The sequence below is a fragment of the Sphingopyxis macrogoltabida genome, from assembly GCF_001307295.1.
Lineage (GTDB): Bacteria > Pseudomonadota > Alphaproteobacteria > Sphingomonadales > Sphingomonadaceae > Sphingopyxis > Sphingopyxis macrogoltabida_B.
The window spans coordinates 2,817,604-2,837,450 of the sequence record NZ_CP012700.1; the positions used below are offsets into that span (position 1 = coordinate 2,817,604).

Genomic DNA, 19,847 nt, shown 5'->3' on the forward strand with positions numbered 1-19,847 from the left:
GCCCACTTCGCACAGTTTGTCGCAGTAGATCCTATAGCTGGTAGGCAGCTCGAATGCTCATCGCGCAAATTTGTTTGGTGGCTGCTTTCAGGCGGAGCCAATTGGCCTTGGAATGTCCGAAACTGAGGCGCAAGGCGGCCATTCTTGGGCCACCATCTCGTCAAATCCCAAAGTCCATCGAGCGGTTGCGCTCTTTGGCGAGCTCGGGTTCAAAAACCTTGGGACTCTTCTCAGCTATGGCTTTTCCGGTCCCCACCTGCGCAGCAGCTTTCAATCGCTCCGTGACTTCCAACGCCGATGATTTCTCGCCTCTGTTCTTGGAAACAGCGGCACCGAGCCTTGCAGCGCTGTCGACCACAAGTGTGAGATGATCGCGAAGCCGGGTCACCGTGACCAGGAAGGTCTTCTGGTTGGCAAGATTGCGCTCGCGGCTATCCATCACCGCAATTCCTCGATCGGAGGTCAGGCCCTGCGCCATGTGAGCATTGAGTGCATAGGCCAGATCAAGGCGTTTGAGCATCGGATCGTCTTTCCCGAGCTTCTTTTCGATGCCCTTGGACGTCTCAACAGTGACCTGATCGCCTTCGATACGAGTGACCCGGGCCCGGTCGGCGTTGAACAGCCCGCGCCGGTGGTCGTTCCTAGTCCAGCGGATGCGATCGCCTTGGTGGACCTCAAGATGGCGCCTGTCGAATAGCGCAAGATTGTCGTCCTTCCCCGCGTGCCCGATACGAGAGGGGTTGAGCTTGCTTAGCCTGCCATGCTTGTCCTCAAGCTCGACAATGCCTTTCCGGTCGTCGACCTTGCGCACCAAATAGTCTCCGCGCTTGAGGCCAAGCGCGCGTTCGAGTTTGGCGACCTCGAGCACCATGCCAGGCCGGTAGGCGGCGAGGTATCGCAGTTCTTCCCGCGTAAGATTGGCGCGGTCGAGAACTTCAAGTTCGAGCTTTTCGGGGCCAATCTCGCGGTTTGCGGCAAGACCAGTCTGGACGGCTTCGTTGACGGCGGCGCGGATCTTGCGACCCGAAGCATAGATCGCGGTCCGCTCCCGCTCTTCTGCCGGAAGCGACAGCCAGCGCTCGGCAGCAACAATCGCTCCATCCCCCTTGGCTTCGACCGTATTGTGCTTGAGGTGGTCAAGCGCCGTGCGGACCAGCCCGGCCTGCGCTGCCGCCTGTGCCTCGCGCAGGATGGGATCGCGCCCACGCAGGTTGGTGTTCATCTGCGCCTGAGCAATTCCTCCCTGCTGCAGGAGATCGAATGGCTTGCCGGCATCGACCGCGCCTAGTTGCTTACGGTCGCCCATGAGCACCAGGCGGTGGGCACCGGCGCGATTGGCGATGCGGATGAGCTGCTCCTTGTCCGCATTGGAGACCATCGAGGCTTCGTCGAGGATAAGGACACTGCCGCCAAGTTCCCTGCGTGCCTCGCGATCGAGGCTGGACCGCCCCTCTGCCTCGCTGATCGGTTTCCAACGCTTGAGGAAACTCGCGAGCGTCTGCGCCTCGATACCCGTGTCGCGTTCGAGCATCTGAACCAGCGTGTTCTGCACCGACAGGCCAAGCAGCTTGTGACCCTCATGGCGCAGCACATCGGCGACCGGCTTCAAGACGCTCGATTTGCCAGCGCCGGCAACACCCTGCACGGCAATGGTCCGATCACGTGATGTCAGGATAAGTCGAGCTGCGCCCAGCTGGCCCTCATTGAGCTTGAAACCCTGATTGACGAGAGCGGAAGCCTGGACACTGGCGTCGGCTCGCCGCTCGGCAAGAATGGGTTCGACAGCGCCCTTTCCTTCATTGGCCCATGCAAGAATCCGAGCCTCGCGCTCGACCTCTTCTCGGCTTGCCAGCCACCCCTTGTGCTCGCCCTTGCCCCGCAGCAGATGCCCTGAACGCACCAGCGAGCGCACTGCTTTCTCGACATCAGCAATGGTGGTTGGCAGGCCAAAATCGAGCGCTGCCTTGTACAGGTCCTCCCGTGCAAAGCCTGCCTCGCGCTGCGCTAGGTGGCGCACTGCCGAAGCCACGGCCTGGGACGCTGCAATCTCTTGCGGCCCCCTTTTGAGAACATGCTCCGAGACGAGAGGATCGTGCTCCTTGCCCTTGATGCGCGCGGCAAAGTCCTTGAGCAGCGCCAGGCCGCGCTCAGCCAGGCAGGGCCCCTTTGCGTCGGCAGCGGTGCGCTCGCTGGCTCTCGTCTTGGCGGTATCGACCAGTCTTGGCAGGTCGAGGCCGACAGTCTTCGCAGCCGCTTGCCATTGCTCGCCCAGGACCGTGCGATCCTCGATCGGCTGCTTGGGCGATCGGGTGGCGAGCGCCGCGATCTTGCCCGCTTCGAGCCCCGGACCTCGGCGTGCTTCGAGCACTTCCTTCCGCCGCGAGGAGAAGGCCATCACCTGATCGCGCGAGATCCCGCAAGCCTCGAAATTGCCGTGCTTGCCAACCGGGCCAGTCTCGTAGCCAAGCTTCTCGACTGCGATCCGGAAGCGCGCCATGGCGATCGAGTTGAGCAGAGTGCCAAGCGCAAAGAGCCTGTCGTTCTTGAGCGTTCGCCACTTGCCGTCCTTGCCCTGGGTCACATTGGCAACGACGGCATGGAAGTGCAGATTGGGCTCCTGGTTGCGATTGGTATCATGCTGGAAAAGGCCGACCGCGAGATTGCCAGTCGCAACGGTCTTGATCTGGCCTCTGTCGACAAGGCGGGTTTCAGCGGCATTCTTCTCGGCCCATGTGAGCGCCTCTGTTACCGCCTCGCGATAGGCAGCAACGATCCGCTCATCCTTTCCGACCAGGGCCAACAGAGACCAGCTTTTGGGGAGCGAAAAGGTCAGATCGGTGCCCGGCCGATGTGCCTGTCCAGGATTGCCGACGCTCGAGCCATCGGGAAGTTCGCCGCGCAACAAGGCATCGAATTGCCTGGTCTCAACGCGCCCTGATAGGCCAAGTGATTTCGCGCCTTCGCCGACCCACTGCCCGGAACGATCGGCATCGGCCCGGGCGTAGTAGTTGTCGTCGGCAAAGTAGCTGGCGGCAGCAGAAGGCGATCGGACATTGGCGATCGAGAGCATGGCCCTAACCCTCGATTAGACGCACTGATTGCACTGGCTTGGGCATCAAATATCCGGCTCGATATCGCCCACATCGGGTTCGTCACGGTCAGGTACATCCCTCTCCTTGTCGTGGGCCGCGCCTCCAAGAAGATCGCGCTGTCGTCGCTCGTGATCGGCGAGAGTGCGTTGCTCTTTGCTTTCCTTGACTGGATGCGGATGAGGACTGACGCCGGGCCTTTCTGACCGCTCGGCGGCGTGATCATTGGGCGCTTTGCGGCTGCCGGGTTCGAGTGGCAGTTCGCTCTGTCGACCGGTCGATTGATCAACTGGCAGGTGCCCCTTGTTGGCGGCTTCTGCAGCAGCTTGTCTGTCCTGTGCTGCACACATCTGGTCGTCCGGCGTCACCTCCTGCGATTTGCCCTTCGCGTGGCGACCTTGTGATCTGCGATTGGGACGTTTCCGCTGGTCGCCATCGGCATCCCGGCCGGGATGCTTGTCGTCGCGGCGACGGCGTTCACCGGAATCGTCGCCGTCGCAGCCGCGTTGTCCGGATACTTCCCCTTCGTCCGGTCCGACTTTCACCGGCTTGGCCACCGTTTTCGCGGGTCGTTGGATCGCGCGAGGGATGAACCCTTCGGCAATGCGAGGCCAATGCCGGGGCTCTAGAGTGACCGGTGCGGTCGGAAGTCCTTCGGGAAACTTGATGTAGCCTTCAAGGCTCTTGAGCCCCATGAACTCATCGGGAAGCAACAAGGGAGCGATTTCGCGGCGGGCTGTCAGGCTCACCGCATCGCGGGCGCTGTTGTGACCATAGCTCTGGTTCTCTTCGACCTCGCGGACCTCGCGGTGGCCGACCGAGTCCGAACACCAGGTAGCGGTCTCGCGGTCGGCCGTACCGAGCATGAGCTTGGTCTTGGCGAGCGACGACAAGGTCATCGCCATGTTCTCTCCATAGACCTCCTTGAGCTTGGCAAAGGCGTGCACACCTGTGACGATCGCACCGCCGTAATTGCGCGCTGTCTGCAGGCCCTTTTCGAGCGAGGGAAGCCGGTGCAGCGCGCCCAATTCGTCGATCAGGAACCACAATTTGAGGTCGGGCGTGGTCCGCCCTGTCATCAGCGTGTTGATCGCCGTGTCGAGCCACAATGTGAGCATCTGCGAGAGCACGGTAAGATCTGCGTAGCGCGCTGAAAGGAACAGGAACGATCCTTCCTTGCCCTCGCCTTTGACCCAATTTCGGATCGAAAAAGGTTCGCCCTCGGTGGGCAGCAATTGCAGCGCCTTGGCGTTCACGTTGAACACCGCACGCACCGATTCAGCCATCTTCGCAGCCTGGGGATCGGTCATTGGGCCCGCCATCGTGTCTTCGAGCAGCTTGTGCAGGTCAGGAAGATTGGCGTTCATGAGGTCGCTTGCGAGCGCCGCGTTGGTGCCCTTCCCCTTCTCGAGCAGCTTGAGACAGGTCTCGACGAAGAGCGTCCGAGCGCCGAGCACCCAGAACTGCTCCGCCCCGCCGCCATCATGCGGCACAAGCGATTCCGCAGCGGCATGGAACTCGGCGCTGGTGGTGCAATCATTGAAGACGCTCCATGCCGGACAGCGGGTATCGAGCGGGTTGAGGATGACATCGCGATCGGGCTCGTAGAAGCCCTCGATAAAGGCGCCCGTGAGATCGAAAATGACCGCGCGCTCTCCCCTCATGCGGATCTCATCGACAAGCTCGAAGAGCGCCACGGTCTTGCCCATACCGGTGGTTCCGACGAGCATGGCGTGACCCTGCTCCTGCCGCCACGGGTAGCTGACACCGGCGATATGCGCGGGCGTATAGAGACCCGCAGCGCGCAGGGCCGTTTCGCCTGCAAGGCGCCATTTCCAGCCCATTTCGCGGCCGTACTCGCGGGCGCGGGCGCGGCGGTTGTACCGGGCTATATCGGTCTCAAGTTCGCTCAGGGAAACGAGCTGCGCACCGCGCAGGTGACGCTTGCGTTTCGAACGCTCGCCGAAGTGCTCGGCGACCCACCAGAAGGCTGCAAGGAGCGGGGCGAGCCAGAGCGCAGATAGCAGCATGGCCTGTTTTGCGGTGGCGAAGAACAGAGTCCAGGCCTCGCGCATCGGCGGGAAGTCCCTCACCACTGCCATGGGAAAGGCAACCAACTCGCCATCGGGCAGCCGCAGGTTCACCAGCTTGTCCGGATCGAACTCCATGAAGCCATAGGCAGAGGCATAGACATGCATCCACAAGAGGTAGGCCTGGTAGTCGGTAAGCATACTGCTGACCCGCCACCAGACGGTCGCCAGAACGACCAGAACAGAGACGACAAGCGGGAGCTTGAAACCCGCAGCGAACATGAAACCGAAGTGCCCGAGAAGCTGGGTGCCGCGCGTGAAATTGACGATGCTATTCTTCATTGCTCGTCTCCTTTTCGCGCGAAGGAATGAAGCCGAGCTGTGCGAGGCGGCGATGGTAAGCGGCATGAGTTCGCTTGCGCAGAGTGTCGTCGGAATGGCTCGCAAGCAGTGCATCGAGCGCGGTGGTGAGGAACACCAACTGGCGGGCCGGATCGGTCCCGCCGGGACGGTCGGCATGATCGTTGTCGCGGTTCCAGGCGGCGACCAGATGGTCGCGAATGACCACGCTCACGCTGGTCTCGCGGAGGTTAGACTGCTCCAGAATCCAGTCCGCGATCAGCGGCGGGACGTAGGTCTGGAGGACCCTGTAACGTTGCATCTTTCCAAGCTCCTTGTGCTGAAGAAGCCTGGTTCGACCTGCGGAAGGTGAGGATCACAGTAATTCACGGTAGGGGTGTAGGAAAACAAAAAGTTCCCTATTTATTCCAATATCTTAGGTTAAGGTGATTTGTCTCCTATTTGCGAATCCAATTCGCGATTTGCGGTCAAATCGGTCGGTGCACACGCCAAATTTGCGCAGCAACTGATTGAGAACATTGATGGAACATTGGCGGCCCCGCTGCGTACGGTGTCCACCCATCGAAATATCCTCGCCTCATTACTGTCATGGGAACTTGATTTAACTTGCATGGCGGTTTTGAAAGGCAGGACGAAATCTAAAAAAAATGGCAGCAAAGCGTATACCGATTCGACGCTATTAGGGATGCCGCTATTTCATGTGAATGGTTTATTGGCAGTCTTACTAGCCAGTTACCGTAAACAGCGAAAAGTGGTTGCCATGTACAAATGGGATCCCATGCGCGCGGTTGAGCTGGTTGAACGCGAGAAAATAATCAGCTTTGTCGGCACTCCGGCCATGACGGGAGATATCATGCTGGCTGCCCAAGACACTGGTCATGATGTCGGAAGTTTGTTGGCCGTTGGCGGGGGCGGTGCTGCGCGCGCTGAATCGCAGGTCAAGGGCCTTGATGACACATTCAAAAATGCTAAGCCTGGTACCGCCTGGGGTATGACCGAGACCAATTCCATCGGCACATCTATCGTAGGCGATGATTATCTGAGCAGGCCATCGAGTTCCGGTCGCGTCAGCGCGGTTCTTGAATTGGGGGTGGTTGATGATGGCGGAAATTTTCTTCCATCAGGAGAGCGCGGAGAATTATTGATCCGAGGCACTTCAGTTATTCACAAATATTGGGAACGCCCAGACTCCATTGATGATTTTCTAGAAGATGGTTGGTTCCGAACTGGAGATATCGCATATATTGATAAAGAGGGCTTCTTGTATGTCGTCGACCGACTGAAACAGATCATAATTCGCGGTGGCGAAAACATTGGTTGTAGCGAAGTAGAGTCAGCTTTGGCAGGTTATCCGTCTATCATTGAAGCGTGTGTTTATGGTGTGCCTGATGAGAGGCTCGGCGAAGAAGTTGCGGCCACGATATACGCTGACAATCAGGTAGATGTTGCGGCATTGCAAGAAAGTTTGAAAAGCAAGCTCGCCAATTTCAAGATCCCGAAATATGTCCGGATTTCGGAGACCCCTCTGGCCAGAATTGCATCTGGAAAAATCGACAAGAAATCGATCCAGAAAGAGCATGTTCTCGAATTGGATACCAAAAAGACTTAGGACAATACCAGAGCTCTCAACACGAAAGCGGAAATCTGGCACCATACTCTATTGCACTTGACAGCGCACTAAACCTTTCTGCGATAATGAGGCGTATGGCACCCAGTTATTATGGCTGCACAATATGCTGCCTATTGTCGGTGCTCGGTTATTGTTCTGTCTTGAAGTCTGCGCAAATTTTCTTCGAAGTCCTCTTTGCTCAATTTGTAACTAGTCAAGGCGCCAATCATAACAAGATAGATCGCGGTCACGATTGGAACGAAATACGCGCCAAGATCCCAAATCGCCTGGTCCGAGACATCATCAACGCTCACCCCTTTTGGGAATTGTGCAAGCGTCAGTACGAAGGATGCCATCAACACACCCAAGCCCTGAACGCTCTTTTTCGCAAAAGTTATGGCCGCGGCCAATATCCCTTCAGAGCGCCGCCCGGTTTCCAGTTCTGATTGCTCTGCCAAATCGGCAAGCATCGAGGCGACCAAAATATTGAAACAAATTATTAGGCCAAGATCAACGATCCCAAAAATCAGGTTAAACCAGAATATGATCGGATCGCCGTTAGCCGGGAGCATATCAAACAGGCGCATACAAATAGGAATTGGCGCCGCCACAAACGCCACAAGCCCCACAATGATCGCGCCGTTCTTTTTGCCCATACGCTCAGAAACGAATGGCGCAATCTTAAAGCCGATAAAGGCCGACAGGAAAATCCCGATAGAAAGATAGCCGGTTTCCGCGGGCGTGAATTCCCAGAAATAGGAAACAAAATACAGATGCAAAGAGGCTTTGAGACCCAAACCCATAGCGCCGAGCATCGAAGCGGCAAAAATCGATACGAACGAGCGATTGGCAAGCGTTTCAAAAATCTCTTTGAAGATTTTGGGCACTGTAAGTTTGCGTTGTTGGGGCGGGCTATAAAGCGTTGGAATTCTTGAATGCGTGCCCGCCGATGACACCATAATAGAGATAAAAATCAACACCGAAGCGATAACGCCATAGGCAGTGTAAGGCGCCCGCGAGCTTACTGCCTCGGACATGGAGCCGGTTACGAAAAGTGGAAAGACAATGAAGAACATGGCGATGTTCATGAAATTGCCGCCCGACCAGGCAAAGAAATGAGCGTAGCTGATGAGCCTGCTTCTATCGTTGTAATCCTGAGTCAATTCAGGCGCCAAAGCTATATTGGGCGTTTCAAAAAATGTGATGCCGGTCCGTATCAAGACGGATAAACACAACAGATACCAAAAAGTCTCTGTGTCAGAGAAGCTTTCGGGGGGCATCCAAACTAAGAAAAAACACAGCGCAACCGGAATCGCAGCTCCATACATGAAAGGATGCCGGCGCCCCCATCTGGAGCGCAGATTATCCGACCAATAACCCACCAATGGATCGCTTACCGCATCAAAAAGCAGCGATATAAACAGAGCCAGCCCAACCAATCGGGGATCCAGGCCCACAACCTGGCTGTAAAACGCCAAGAGGTAATAATCGAAGCCGTTGGATTTGATACCAAAGGCCATAGCGCCCATCCCGTAAAAGACGCGCGTGTGCCAAGGAAGCGGTGGCGTAGGAAAGTGTCCTTTTTGCGGTTTCATTCTTTCGTCATCCTCGCGCATTACAAATTGTGAAAACCTGATTGGCATTCGACTGCTGGGGTTTCGGGCTTTGTTGCCTACACCTAAGAATATTGAAAAATGGCCAAATATTGAAATCTCTGCACTTATCACTCTACCCAAACTACCATGAGAGTCTTTGACGAATTGCTTCAATAATTGTCAGTTTGGTGCGGCCAGTCAGTCAACTTCGGGTGCGGTCCCATGCGAAAAATGACGGATAACCGCCATTATGTGAAATGTCGGAAAGTGGGCCGCTAACAGAAGGACCGCTTTTGAAAAATCCAGGCGCCAAGCGGTCTCCGCGAGATCAAATCCATATCTCTAGGACCGCTAGTCGAAAAGATTGAAATCGAAAGGGAAGTTTAGATCGTCTCCATAAGCAGAAGACGCCACTGCGACTCAAAGCCTCACCTTGCCTTTGAACTACTTAGCCACTAGTGTTCCACGAATGTTCTCGGAGGCAGATCATGTCTGACAACAGCGCAATCGAATGGACCGACGCCACTTGGAACCCGGTGACGGGCTGCACGAAGATTAGTCGAGGCTGTGACAACTGCTACGCTGAAAGATTTTCTGAGCGGTTCCGTGGAGTTCCGGGCCATCCGTTCGAAAGCGGTTTCGACCTTACACTTAGACCTGCTCGGTTAGAACAGCCACTTGGCTGGCGACGTCCCCGAATGATCTTCGTCAACTCGATGTCAGACCTATGGCACAAGTCAGTTCCGTTCGAATACGTCGATAGAGTTTTCGATACGATGGAGAAGGCCGATTGGCACGTTTATCAGCTCCTGTCTGTCAAACGGCGTTCAAAAGGGACCCCCGATCGGCGTCGAAGAGGGACCCCCTTTTCGGATAATATGATGCTGGTTTGTTGAAGATGGCCTTGCGCTGCGTGCGGCGGAGGGCGGGCGTAGCCCGACCGGAGGCGCGCGCAGCGCAAGATAGATTTTTGAAGGCGCCGAAGGTGGCTGTCAGCTGCGGTTTTTGAAGCGCCAGCTGTCGTTGCCCGTCTCGACGATATCGCAGTGGTGGGTGACGCGGTCGAGCAGCGCCGTGGTCATCTTGGGATCGCCGAACACGGTCGGCCATTCGCCGAAGGCGAGGTTCGTGGTGATGATGACGCTGGTCCGCTCATAAAGCTTGCTGATGAGGTGGAACAGCAACTGCCCTCCCGAGCGGGCGAACGGCAGATAACCGAGCTCGTCGAGCACGATCAGGTCGAGCCGCGACAGCTGCGCCGCCAGGGTCCCGCCTTTGCCGATCCGGGTCTCCTCTTCGAGGCGTGTCACCAGATCGACGGTGTTGAAGTAGCGGGCGCGAGCGCCCCTTCGCACGACATTGGCGGTGATCGCGATGGCGAGGTGGGTCTTGCCTGTCCCCGTGCCGCCGACCAGCACGATATTGCGGCGAGGCGGGAGGAAGGAGCCATCGTGAAGGGAGCGGATCATCTCCTCATTGATCGGTGTGCCCTCGAAGCTGAACCGCTCCAGGTCCTTCACCACGGGCAGCCTCGCAGCCGTCATCCGATAGCGGATGGAGGCTGCATCCCGGTGGGTCGCCTCAGCACGGAGCAGGTCGGTCAGTATCTCCATGGTGGTGCGCTTGCGCTGGAGGCCGGTGGTGACCGCCTCGTCGAACGCCGCCGCCATGCCCTTGAGTCCGAGGCCGCGCATCGTGTCGATCATATCATGCCGCTGCATCATAGCCTCGCAGCAGATCATAGCGGGCACAGTCGGCGAGCGGAGGATGCTGCAGCATCCGGTCTTCCGAAGTGACGATGCTGTGGGGTGTCGCCGGCTCGCGGCGCCGGGAGAGGATGTTGAGGATCAGCTCGTCGCTGGCCGTTCCGTTCGCCAACGCTTCGCGCACGGCAGCCTCTACCGGCTCCAGGCCATCGGTGAGCACCGCCGAGAGGACCCGCACGAACCTGCGATCGGCCTCGTCCCCGGTGCCGAGCCTTCGCCGTAATCGGTGCAGGGCGGGCGGCAGATCCCAGTCCTGGAACGGTGCGCCGTTACGCAGCGCGCCGGGCTTGTGCGCGAGGACCGGCAGATAATGCCAGGGATCGTATATCGTGCGGTTCCGACCGAAGTGGCGCTCATGCTCCCCGACGATCGCATCGCCGCAGCGTATGACGATGCGATCGGCATAGGAGCGCACCTGAACGGTCCGGCGTGCGGCCGTCGACATGACCGAGTAGCGGTTGCGATCGAAGCTGATGAGGCAGGTGCCGGTGACGGCATGCTCGCTCTCATGGAAGCCGTCGAACGGTGCCAGGATCGGCTGCAGGGCCGGTCGCTCCATATCCAGCGCCTCGGCGACGGTAATATCCCCGCGTTCGGGATGGGCATGATGCTCGGCCCAGCGCCGGCACTCGGCCTCCAGCCACCCGTTGAGCTCGGCCAGGCTGGCGAACCGGAGTCGCGGCTGGAAGAAGCGGCCTCGGATCGTCTGGACCTGCTGCTCGACCTGGCCCTTCTCCCATCCCGCCGCCGGCGAGCAGGCGGTCGGCTCGACCATGTAATGATCGGTCATGATCAGGAAGCGGCGGTTGAACACACGCTCCTTGCCGGTGAACACGGCCGTCACCGCCGTCTTCATATTATCGTAGATACCGCGTCGCGGCACACCGCCGAAGAACGCGAACGCCCGGGCATGGGCATCGAACAGCATCTCCTGGCCCTCGCGCGGATAGGCCCGGACATAGGGTGCGCGCGAGTCGCAGAGACGCATATGCGCCACCTTCACCCGCATCGGCTTGCCGGCGATCTCCACATCCTCGTGGCTCCAGTCGAACTGGTAGGCCTCACCCGGCTGGAAGGTCATCGGGATGAACGCCGGTGCGCCTTCGCCAGCATCCTTCCGCCGCGCAGCACGCCAGCGCGCCGCATAGCGGCGCACCGCATCATAGGATCCATCGAACCCCTCGCGCACCAGCAGGTCATGGATACGCGTCATCCGTAGCCGATCGCGGCGGCCGCGACCTTCGTTCTCCTCAAGCAGCGCATCGAGACGATCCTGATAAGGACCGATCCGCGGCAGCGGCTGGACTTTGCGCTGATAGTTGAACGCCGCCTCCGGCGACCGGATCGCTTTGCGGACGACCTTCCGCGACAAACGAAGGTCACGAGCGATCGCCTTGATCGCCTTACCCGCTGCATGCTCACGCCGAATCCGAACCACTGTCTCCACGATCAACATCCCGTTCTCGCCAACTGATCAAAACCAGTCGGCCGACTAAATCCCCGGGATGAAGGGGTCCTTTTTGCACGCCGATCACCCCACGAAGGGGGTGCCTATTGCACGCTGATCCTCACCATAATAGCGGATGCCAAAGCCCGGCAGCTTCTCCGACCATTCCACCCGGCGTGCTTTGCCGGTCGGGCGTCTGCCCGGATCGAAGCGGCGCAGGGTCGCGAGCTCATCCGCAATGATGCGAGCGAGGGAGACCCGGGTCATGCCGCGAGCCCCAAGTGCCGGGCGAGCGAACCCGAGATGCGTTTGGCGGCGTCGGCAATCGCTTCGTCCGCGAGGTGCGCATAGCGCTCGGTGGTTTCGGCAAGTGCGTGGCCGAGGAGCTTGCCGATCACGACAAGCGAAATCCCATCGGCAATGGCGATCGATGCGAAGCTGTGGCGCAGGTCGTGAAGCCGGACATCGGGCAAGGCCGCGTGCCGTCTGATTTCATGCCAGATCGGGCTTAGCGCGATCGGCTTGTCCCCGCGCAGCGAGGAAAAGACCAATCCGGTATCCGCCTTGTTCGGCATGGCATCGAGAACCGCCTGCGCTTGCCGGTTGAGATAGACGATCTTTGCACCGGTCTTGCTGTCGGGCAGCATGAGGCGCGGCGGCTGCACCCATTCCCAGCGAAGCCCAACCACTTCGCCGTGGCGCGCGCCGGTGTAGATCAGCAGGCGGATCGCCTGGACCGCGATCGGGTTGCTTTCCTCGAAGTTGCGCAAGCTCCCAGCGAGCCGATTGAACTCGCGGGCGCTCAGAAATCTATCGACTAGCTTGCGCTTGTACCGCGGCGTTCCCCGGCACGGGTTCGAGCCGCGCGGGCGCATGCCCAATTGCTCGGCATAGCCCATCATCACCGACATGATCGGGATCGTCCGGTTGAACGCGCCCGAGCGATCTGCCCAGCTATCGCGCCAGCGCAGCACATCGGCCTTGCGGATCGCATCGACCCGCAGGTGGCCGAAGATGTCGGTCAGGTCCTTGAAGATGCGGGCGCGATTGCCCTTGCGGGTCGAGGGCTTCCAATGCCGCGAATAGTCCGCCCAGAAGCGCAGCGCGAAATCACGAAACAGCGTCGCACCTGGATTATCCCGCCTCGCCTTCTGCGACACCGGCAGCCCATCGAGCATGACCTTGGCAAGCTGTGCGCGCGCCAGAGTGCGCGCCTCCTCCGCGCGAACCTCCGGCGGGCGGCCGAGCGTGATCCGCATCTGTTTGCCGCGCTGGCGAAACTGGACGAACCAGCTGCGCGATCCGCCGGCAAAGACCCTCAGGCCGAAGCCCGGCAGCTCGGTGTCCCACCAGAAGAACTCTCTGCCCCTGATCTTGCGCCGGGCGATGTTGCCGTCGAGCCTGACTTTCTCGCTGGTTCGATTGCTTTGGTAGTGCCGAGTCGTCTTGAGAATTTCGACCGGATTTGGCGTTACCACAGGGCCATTCGTTGACATCGATCTTGCTCCTTCATAGAAGGAACTAATTCACGGCAATCCAATGGTTTATTTTCTATTGCTGCGACAAGGTCGCGTACGGTGTGCCTCCGTCTCCAATTGCGCGGGTGGTGACCAGTGATCCTGACCGTTCTTTCTCAATGGTCATTCCCAAACCTTGCTGTACGAGCGTGAGCAACCATTTGCATTGGCCAATGCCTGCAAGCGGTCATGTCGAAGCTACACCCTCAACAAGGGACCGCACCTGCGCAAGAGGGACCTTCAAAGGACCATGTGTGAAGCGGCAGGAACGGGACCTGTCGGTCCTGCCGCGCGCGCTGGTCCGACCTGGTCGCGGTGCGCAAGCGCGTGCGGGGCCCGGAACAAAGACACCGCGCCCGCAGGAGCACCGCCGCAGGTGGTGCGGGACCGAGCGCGTCACCAGCCCCGCTCCACATCACGCCTAGGCCCTCCACCTGCGAACACGAAAAAAGGGCGGGAACCGTCACCGGCTCCCGCCATGTTTGATGGTCAGAACTCGTCGAGCATGCCGCCATGCACCGTATGCACCACACGGCTGGCCAGATGTGCTGGCAAGGCGTTGTAGTCACCTTCGTCGAGAGCGAAGTATCCAAGGTCGTCATCCTCGACGACGTGCTGGTCGAAGAAACTGTGCAAGGCCCGCCGTTCGGCAGTGGCGAGTGCTTCGAAGTAGCTGTTCGAGTTCGATTCAAGATTGCCAAGTGTAGTCATGATTTCCTCCTGATATCTTTCGGTGAGACGACAGGAGGAAGGCGGATGGGCGCGGTGCCGGCGGGTCAGGGATCGCCCGCATGGGCGACCGCGAAGCGGCGGTGGGGGCAACGATTTTGTCGTACCGAAGTGCAAGCGTAGGGGAGGCAAAATGGTGGGGCCCCGCCGTCCTTGACGCGCCGGTGCCGGGCCCGTCACCCTTGAAAGTCCGTGGGCCAGGCCCCTCCCCCGCCCGATGAAGAGCGCCCGTGCCAATCATCTGCAAAAGGACTTTCCTACAGGGTCTTGCCTGGTCCATTGGAACCCGCGGGAGGAACGCGAAAGGGGAGTAAGGACGAACTCCAATGCCATCGAAACGAAGCGCTGTAGCCGCACTCCAGAAGCTGGAGGCCGACCGGCTGGCACTCGACGAGCGTCAGAAAGAACTTGAGCGACAGGCTGCACTTGAACTGGGCAGCGTAGTCCTCGGAACGGGCCTCGAAACGTTCTCGAAGAAGGGCCTGGCTAAAGCGGCCGTGGAGCTCGCAAAGCTGGGGGAGGATGAGGCGTTGAAGCGGCTGGGTGCTTCTATATCTTCTCCTCGCTCTCAACAAACGCCTGTGAAGTAGAACGATGAAAGGGGTCCTGTCCGGCTTGGACAGGACCCCTTCGGGAGAGAGATCAACGGGAGAGTTCAGTCGATCTCGGGAGCATCCTTGTTGTCGTCGTTCTCGCCGGAGCCGTTGCCGCGCGAGAGGAAGTCGACCTTGTCGGCGAGGATCTCGGTGCCGTAGCGCGTGACCCCGTCCTTGTCTTCCCACTGGGTGTAGTGGATGCGGCCCTGGACGCTGACCAGCTGGCCCTTGGTGCAGTACTGCCCGACGGTCTTGGCGAGGCCGTTGAAGCAGGTCACCCGGTGGAACTCGCTTTCCTTGGCAGTGTAGCCGTTCTCATCCTTGTAGGTCTTGCCGTCCTTGTCCCGCGCTGGGCGATCGGTGACGACGGTAATCCCGGTGACATTGGTGCCGCCCTTGGTCTCGCGGGTGTCGGGATCGCGAGCGATGCGGCCGGTGAGGATTGCGATATTGGTCATGATACTAGTCCTTCAGTTCCTCAAACCGGAGACCATCTCCGGCTTGCGAACATCCAGAAGAAGCAGGGCATGGGAGGACTGCACCGCAGGCCTGAAGGGCCGAAGGGAAACCTGTTCATGACGGATGGTGCGGGCAGGCGCGCGAAGCGCGACAACACGGCCGTCAAAGGAACGGGTTGCGGCTCCTCAGCTGACCTGGTTCAGGACTGTTCGCGAAGAAAGCCGGATGGGTATCGGGTACGGGTCTGAAGGGTCGCATGATCCCGCTGCAATCAGCTTTCGCCGTCGCTTTCCGATGCTGCCAGGAGATCCATGAAGTTGCGGGCTGCTTCCCGGTCTTCCTCGTTCTCGAACGCCACATCGAGGTCGGGGGCGGACCCGAACATGTGCAGGAACGACCACAGTGCAAAGCGCTTGCCCCTGTCCTCTTCGAGGCCAAGGTCGACCCGGCAATGCTCAATCCCGGCTGCTAAAGTGTCGGGTGATATCTCAGCCATATTGGTCGAGGCAAAGTAGCGAAGGAGAAGATCATCGAGTTGCATTGGAAATCTTGTAGCGTGGCAAATCAGATGCGGGAACGATAAGTGCCGCACCGCTGCAATAACAAGCGTATCCATCCACGAGGAAGTGGCTTCAGAGGCGCTCAGGTAACCGGGATGATCAACAGGGTTGTTCGAAAGCGTATCTATTCGGGCCTGTCGTTACTCTACAATCGACTCAAAGACATTAAGTGCTATGTCAGCTTCGCGACCCGAAGGGCTCGGAGCAGAAATGCAATGAGTTCTCTCCTTATGGGCGGCTTCGAATGGGGCCGCCCTTTTTTCTGGTGACCGGAAGCAATCGCGAAAACGCCGAGCGGGCCTTGCACGCTCACCCGGGACAGCTGCCTAATGGCCCGCGACGATCAACAACCGTGATACGCTGCTTCTTGGCCTCGATCACCAGGCGCTCGGTCACGCCATTGCCCGGAAATGCCACGACGTAGCGAGGGTTAAGAGCGAGCATTTGCTCGTTGCGCTTGAACCCGGCGCGAGCCCCGAGACGACGTTCTAGCCCGAAGGTCAATTGCTGAACTTCGTGACGCTCGGCCCAGGATGCGGCCAGTCTGTCGGCTCCTTTGCCGTCGCCTCCGTGGACGAGAAAGAGATCTGGAACGACATCGCGCACCTTGTCGAGCGTAGCCCAGATGTTGGCAGCGTAGGTCTTGGCGTCGGCCTCGCTTTCGAAGCGGTTGCGGCCGCCGGCGAAGACCACCGGCGTACCCTCGGGTGAATGTGCAGCCTGACGACGTTCGTTGCGCACGCGCAGGAAATCGCGGGCATCGATCACTGCGGAAGTCATGGTCTTCGAATGGCGCGCACGCGATCCCGATACGGGCTTCCAGGAGGAACCGGTTTCGTCGCGATAGAGACCTGCCGCAACCTCTCGCATCTGCTCGAACGCAAACATGCTGGCTTCAGCCGACTGGGCGCGCAGCATTTGTTCCTCGAGGTTCGACGAATGCACTTCGGAGCCGTCGGCGGATGCCAGAAGGGCGCGGATTTCATCCGAGGCCCGGTCCACCTGAACCGACTTGCGGCTGGCAGCGCGGTGGAAGAGATTGACGAAGCCCCAGGCGAGATCCTCGGCGTCGGCTTCGAGCGCGGTGTCGTGAAACAGCGCGAAGAGATCGGACCAGACTGCTCCGAGCGTGTGAGCCATGGCGTCCTCGCAAGGAAAGTCGGATTCGTTGAAAGGGGCAGGCGTGATCGAGAAGCCGGATAGATCGAGACCGGCAAGCTGGCTGGCGAAACTGTCATACATATCGGTAGTCCTCCTGAGACCGGCGAATGCCGGCAGAAGAATTTCCGCGCGGGCCTGTTCGCCGTGCCCAAGAAGGACCGGGACAAGGGAACGCCGCACCGCGGCAGCGGGAAACCCCGCAAGGCAAGGCTGGCGCGGGCCACACGGGCCGCAGCCTTGCGCGGGTTGCGGTGGGACCTGACCGGTCCAGGGCACAAGGACCAGCGAACAGGCCTGCGCGGGATAATGTCGGCGTGGCGCAGGATTTGTCTGGGAGGAATCCCGGATCGGTTCAGGGGCGCTCCGGGAGGCCGAACTGTTCCGGCGTGAAGGCAAGCACCTCTGCGTGGGGGAAAGCTGCGATCGCGGTTAGTCGATCGCCTTCGTGGCGCAGATGCCACCCGCGACCATGGTCCGGTTCCGATTTCGTGAAACCGGCCGGATCGAGCAGTGCCAGGTTGATACCGTCCGGGTCACGCGCGGAGCGCGCCCGGATGGCCTGACCGCCCGCCTCGCGCACCGACACAGCAAGGTCCTGGCAATGCGAATAGTCGTCAGGGTCAAGCCATCGCTTAGCATCGCCCTCAAGCGGCGGCCTGGTCGTATCGGTCAACCGCGTGACCGATACGGGTACGGAAAAGCTCAGATGCTCGCTTGTCCGGTTGCCCGGAACGAACCCCGGCGAGCGGCTGTAGAATTTGAGCCGCCAGTAGGCGGTCTCGGTGATCGCAGTTCCCTCGGCTTCGCTTGCATAGAAGATCCCGGGTCGCTCGTTGGCCCGGCGAAAACGGCTGGCAACCGTGTGGCCATAGCGAAAGGGTGAAGCGAGGAGGTAATGCAACCCATGCGCGGATTTCGGCAGGTCCGGCTTTGCGCTATCTGCCAGTTCTTCAAGCCGCTGTTGCTCGCCAAGGTCGGAGGTCAAACGATTGGTCGAGATGCGATGCTGTGCTTCGACCACACGCCACACCGTTCGGCGGTAGCGGCGGAACTCAGACGCGAGCGCGGTGGGCGTCCACATAGTCGCAAACGGTGATGAGACCCTTGAAGCTGTCGACGAGATCGATCGGGCGCGCATCGAGATCGAGATTGGCGGTCGTCAGCCACGCGCGCGCAGACATGTCATCGCTTCCGAGCAGAGCGTCGAGCGAACGGAACAGCCGCAGGAGGAACTGAGCGGCTTCGAATGACTTCGATGCAGGGTCGAGCTCCGCCTTGCCCGAGCGCAGGCGCGAGGCGGTCGATTCTGATACGCCCAGGATTGCACCAAGTTTGGGGTTGGTGAGGCCCCAGAACTCGGCGATGCGGGCGATAGCAGAGGTGAGCACCTTGCCATCATCGGGCTGCAATTCGAGTGGCTTCGTCGCCATAGCCTATCCTTTCATATGCAAGATATACACTCTTATCCCTCAAATGCAAGATTTCTGACGTTCGAAGACCGCCTCTCCGTTCGAGAAACGCCCGACCATTTTGAGTTCGCCGAACATTCGTTCGAAACGCGGCGCCACTTGGGCGAGCCAGTGGCGCGCAAGGGCCGCGCGCGGGTGATAGAAGTCGGCTTCCCAAAAGCGAGCGTCATCGCGAGGGGCGAGCCAGATCGCGGCAAGCCCGCAATAGGTCGATATCCCGCAATCGGCGAAGGCGTTGCGCAGGAGGATACGGTCCTCGCGACCGCGCCATCCATCGAAGGTCTCGAAGGAAGGAAAGGCTGCCCTTGTGGTATCGATGATCTCGTCGACAAGGCACTCATAGGCCCAGTCGACATCGTCCTCTTCGCCGTCATCGAGCAGGCGAAAGGCTGCCACCGAGCCGGTCGGATAGCTGACGGAACGTCCCATCTCACCGCTCCTCAGGCTGCACTAGCAAGATCGACATCGGTCTCGCCTTCATATGATTGGTATCCACCCAGTTCTAGCAGCAAGGTGGCTGCCTCCTCGGCCTTTGCCGCGGCGGTTAGGATCGCGCGCTCGTCCGATTTGAGGATCTTGAGCCAGGACGCGATGTAGCTGGCGTGATGATCAAGATGCGTGACCGGCAGACCTAGTTCGGCACCCAAAATGGCTGACGATAGCTCGGCGATCAGTTCTTCGGCAGCATAGGCGTCGCTACCGAAGCGGTTCTTGAGATCGCGATCGAGGCGCGAAGAATGACCGGTCCAGTGCGACAGCTCGTGCGCGAGTGTCGCATAGTAGTGGTCATAGGCTTCGAAGAGTTCGGCGGGCGGCATGGTGACGCGGTCGCGCAACGGCTCGTAATAGGCCTGTGCGCCATGATGGCGCAGGTTGGCGCCTACTTGGCCGAAGAATGCATCGAGTCGCTCTTCGCGGCCTTCGGGCTCCAGCGCGGCAACCAGCGGCTTGGGATGGTAGAACTCGGGAAGCCCATCGCATTGGTCGGCATTGAAGACCGAATAGGCCTTCAGCACTCGCCGGCTCTCCGTGTCCTGCTCGCCTTCAGCGTTCTCGACCTCCTTGGTGTACCTCTTATAGAAGATCGCGATGGTCGACTTCTCGCCCTTGCGGACCTGACCACCAAGCTTCTGGCATTGGCGGTATGTCATCCAGTACGGAGAGGCGTATCCGCAGGCATCGGCCACCATCCAGAGCCAGAAGGTATTCATGCCGCGATACGGCGTTCCGCAGGATCGTAGCGGACGAGAAACCGGCAAGCCACGCCACGGCTTGACCCAGGGCTTGGTGCCCTCTTCGAGTTTTTCAATGATGGCGGCAGTAATGCGCCCGGCTGGAGAAACTGAAGCGGTGCGGCGGGACTTGGTCATGGATCGTCTCCTGATCGCCGGAACGGACATGTCCGGGTTCAGGATGAACAAAGCGCCCTCCCCTCTGAGTCTCACCATCGTAGGCGACCT

Annotated in this window: 19 protein-coding genes; 3 read left to right on the top strand and 16 right to left on the bottom strand. The window is 59.6% G+C overall.

The window, feature by feature from the left end; genetic code table 11:
• Positions 1-160: 160 nt before the first annotated feature.
• Genes mobF through AN936_RS13160 form a run of 3 tightly spaced genes read right to left on the bottom strand, consistent with a single transcriptional unit; the run spans position 161 to position 5,780 of the window.
• Complete coding sequence (mobF, locus tag AN936_RS13150) at positions 161-3,070, bottom strand: MobF family relaxase (RefSeq protein WP_054588543.1); 2,910 nt, start codon at positions 3,068-3,070, stop codon at positions 161-163.
• Between the two features lie 45 nt (positions 3,071-3,115).
• Positions 3,116-5,461 carry a type IV secretion system DNA-binding domain-containing protein gene (locus AN936_RS13155; protein WP_054588544.1) on the bottom strand — a complete coding sequence of 782 codons (2,346 nt, stop codon included), beginning with the start codon at positions 5,459-5,461 and terminating at the stop codon, positions 3,116-3,118.
• Entirely contained in the window at positions 5,451-5,780 is a 330-nt protein-coding gene (locus AN936_RS13160) for a hypothetical protein (protein WP_054588545.1), read from the bottom strand. Before AN936_RS13160 ends, AN936_RS13155 begins: the two co-directional genes overlap by 11 nt.
• A gap of 249 nt (positions 5,781-6,029) precedes the next feature.
• Between AN936_RS13160 and AN936_RS13165 the strand changes: the two genes are divergently transcribed.
• Positions 6,030-7,088, top strand: coding sequence for a class I adenylate-forming enzyme family protein (locus AN936_RS13165; protein WP_257719807.1), 1,059 nt, complete (start codon positions 6,030-6,032; stop codon positions 7,086-7,088).
• Positions 7,089-7,219: 131 nt separating this feature from the next.
• Here AN936_RS13165 and AN936_RS13170 read toward each other — a convergent pair whose 3' ends face one another.
• Positions 7,220-8,704 (bottom strand): MFS transporter, encoded by a 1,485-nt coding sequence (locus AN936_RS13170; protein WP_234715567.1) that lies wholly within the window; start codon positions 8,702-8,704, stop codon positions 7,220-7,222.
• A gap of 467 nt (positions 8,705-9,171) precedes the next feature.
• On the opposite strand from AN936_RS13170, the gene AN936_RS24180 reads away from it, so the two are divergent.
• Positions 9,172-9,579, top strand: a complete 408-nt coding sequence (locus AN936_RS24180; RefSeq protein WP_084758342.1) for a DUF5131 family protein — start codon at positions 9,172-9,174, stop codon at positions 9,577-9,579.
• 96 nt (positions 9,580-9,675) lie between these two features.
• On the opposite strand, the gene istB is transcribed toward AN936_RS24180, so the two are convergent.
• The 5 genes from istB to AN936_RS13195 all read right to left on the bottom strand — a co-directional run bounded on the left by istB (position 9,676) and on the right by AN936_RS13195 (position 14,124).
• Positions 9,676-10,404: an IS21-like element helper ATPase IstB gene (istB, locus tag AN936_RS13175; protein WP_031304487.1), complete on the bottom strand. Its 729-nt coding sequence runs from the start codon at positions 10,402-10,404 to the stop codon at positions 9,676-9,678.
• Positions 10,391-11,905: an IS21 family transposase gene (gene istA, locus AN936_RS13180; protein ID WP_021238707.1), complete on the bottom strand. Its 1,515-nt coding sequence runs from the start codon at positions 11,903-11,905 to the stop codon at positions 10,391-10,393. The genes istB and istA overlap by 14 nt, the downstream gene beginning before the upstream one ends.
• Before the next feature lie 75 nt (positions 11,906-11,980).
• On the bottom strand, positions 11,981-12,163 hold the full coding sequence (locus AN936_RS13185) for a hypothetical protein (protein ID WP_054588547.1): 183 nt from the start codon (positions 12,161-12,163) through the stop codon (positions 11,981-11,983).
• Positions 12,160-13,392, bottom strand: a complete 1,233-nt coding sequence (locus tag AN936_RS13190) for a tyrosine-type recombinase/integrase (RefSeq protein ID WP_084758344.1) — start codon at positions 13,390-13,392, stop codon at positions 12,160-12,162. Before AN936_RS13190 ends, AN936_RS13185 begins: the two co-directional genes overlap by 4 nt.
• Positions 13,393-13,902: 510 nt before the next feature.
• Positions 13,903-14,124 (bottom strand): hypothetical protein, encoded by a 222-nt coding sequence (locus tag AN936_RS13195; protein ID WP_054588548.1) that lies wholly within the window; start codon positions 14,122-14,124, stop codon positions 13,903-13,905.
• Between the two features lie 344 nt (positions 14,125-14,468).
• Between AN936_RS13195 and AN936_RS13200 the strand changes: the two genes are divergently transcribed.
• Positions 14,469-14,732, top strand: coding sequence for a DUF6437 family protein (locus AN936_RS13200; RefSeq protein ID WP_054588549.1), 264 nt, complete (start codon positions 14,469-14,471; stop codon positions 14,730-14,732).
• A 65-nt stretch (positions 14,733-14,797) separates the two neighbouring features.
• On the opposite strand, the gene AN936_RS13205 is transcribed toward AN936_RS13200, so the two are convergent.
• From AN936_RS13205 to AN936_RS13235, 7 genes are all read right to left on the bottom strand, one after another.
• Positions 14,798-15,196 (bottom strand): single-stranded DNA-binding protein, encoded by a 399-nt coding sequence (locus tag AN936_RS13205; protein WP_054588550.1) that lies wholly within the window; start codon positions 15,194-15,196, stop codon positions 14,798-14,800.
• A 272-nt stretch (positions 15,197-15,468) separates the two neighbouring features.
• Positions 15,469-15,738: a hypothetical protein gene (locus AN936_RS13210; RefSeq protein WP_054588551.1), complete on the bottom strand. Its 270-nt coding sequence runs from the start codon at positions 15,736-15,738 to the stop codon at positions 15,469-15,471.
• Positions 15,739-16,066: 328 nt separating this feature from the next.
• Positions 16,067-16,999, bottom strand: coding sequence for a DUF2493 domain-containing protein (locus tag AN936_RS13215; RefSeq protein ID WP_054588552.1), 933 nt, complete (start codon positions 16,997-16,999; stop codon positions 16,067-16,069).
• Positions 17,000-17,270: 271 nt separating this feature from the next.
• A complete protein-coding gene (locus AN936_RS13220; RefSeq protein WP_054588553.1) occupies positions 17,271-17,999 on the bottom strand; it encodes an RES family NAD+ phosphorylase in 729 nt (242 codons plus the stop codon).
• On the bottom strand, positions 17,971-18,348 hold the full coding sequence (locus AN936_RS13225) for an MbcA/ParS/Xre antitoxin family protein (RefSeq protein ID WP_054588554.1): 378 nt from the start codon (positions 18,346-18,348) through the stop codon (positions 17,971-17,973). The genes AN936_RS13220 and AN936_RS13225 overlap by 29 nt, the downstream gene beginning before the upstream one ends.
• A gap of 39 nt (positions 18,349-18,387) precedes the next feature.
• A complete protein-coding gene (locus tag AN936_RS13230) occupies positions 18,388-18,816 on the bottom strand; it encodes a hypothetical protein (protein ID WP_054588555.1) in 429 nt (142 codons plus the stop codon).
• 11 nt (positions 18,817-18,827) lie between these two features.
• Entirely contained in the window at positions 18,828-19,757 is a 930-nt protein-coding gene (locus tag AN936_RS13235) for an ArdC family protein (protein ID WP_054588556.1), read from the bottom strand.
• Positions 19,758-19,847 lie beyond the last annotated feature (90 nt).

Excerpts from the sequence above, each read along its gene's own strand:
- mobF (WP_054588543.1), bottom strand. The coding sequence starts at position 3,070 with ATGCTCTCGATCGCCAATGTCCGATCGCCTTCTGCTGCCGCCAGCTAC.
- AN936_RS13155 (WP_054588544.1), bottom strand. The coding sequence starts at position 5,461 with ATGAAGAATAGCATCGTCAATTTCACGCGCGGCACCCAGCTTCTCGGG.
- AN936_RS13160 (WP_054588545.1), bottom strand. The coding sequence starts at position 5,780 with ATGCAACGTTACAGGGTCCTCCAGACCTACGTCCCGCCGCTGATCGCG.
- AN936_RS13170 (WP_234715567.1), bottom strand. The coding sequence starts at position 8,704 with ATGCGCGAGGATGACGAAAGAATGAAACCGCAAAAAGGACACTTTCCT.
- AN936_RS24180 (WP_084758342.1), top strand. The coding sequence starts at position 9,172 with ATGTCTGACAACAGCGCAATCGAATGGACCGACGCCACTTGGAACCCG.
- istB (WP_031304487.1), bottom strand. The coding sequence starts at position 10,404 with ATGCAGCGGCATGATATGATCGACACGATGCGCGGCCTCGGACTCAAG.
- istA (WP_021238707.1), bottom strand. The coding sequence starts at position 11,905 with ATGTTGATCGTGGAGACAGTGGTTCGGATTCGGCGTGAGCATGCAGCG.
- AN936_RS13185 (WP_054588547.1), bottom strand. The coding sequence starts at position 12,163 with ATGACCCGGGTCTCCCTCGCTCGCATCATTGCGGATGAGCTCGCGACC.
- AN936_RS13190 (WP_084758344.1), bottom strand. The coding sequence starts at position 13,392 with ATGTCAACGAATGGCCCTGTGGTAACGCCAAATCCGGTCGAAATTCTC.
- AN936_RS13195 (WP_054588548.1), bottom strand. The coding sequence starts at position 14,124 with ATGACTACACTTGGCAATCTTGAATCGAACTCGAACAGCTACTTCGAA.
- AN936_RS13200 (WP_054588549.1), top strand. The coding sequence starts at position 14,469 with ATGCCATCGAAACGAAGCGCTGTAGCCGCACTCCAGAAGCTGGAGGCC.
- AN936_RS13205 (WP_054588550.1), bottom strand. The coding sequence starts at position 15,196 with ATGACCAATATCGCAATCCTCACCGGCCGCATCGCTCGCGATCCCGAC.
- AN936_RS13210 (WP_054588551.1), bottom strand. The coding sequence starts at position 15,738 with ATGCAACTCGATGATCTTCTCCTTCGCTACTTTGCCTCGACCAATATG.
- AN936_RS13215 (WP_054588552.1), bottom strand. The coding sequence starts at position 16,999 with ATGTATGACAGTTTCGCCAGCCAGCTTGCCGGTCTCGATCTATCCGGC.
- AN936_RS13220 (WP_054588553.1), bottom strand. The coding sequence starts at position 17,999 with ATGTGGACGCCCACCGCGCTCGCGTCTGAGTTCCGCCGCTACCGCCGA.
- AN936_RS13225 (WP_054588554.1), bottom strand. The coding sequence starts at position 18,348 with ATGGCGACGAAGCCACTCGAATTGCAGCCCGATGATGGCAAGGTGCTC.
- AN936_RS13230 (WP_054588555.1), bottom strand. The coding sequence starts at position 18,816 with ATGGGACGTTCCGTCAGCTATCCGACCGGCTCGGTGGCAGCCTTTCGC.
- AN936_RS13235 (WP_054588556.1), bottom strand. The coding sequence starts at position 19,757 with ATGACCAAGTCCCGCCGCACCGCTTCAGTTTCTCCAGCCGGGCGCATT.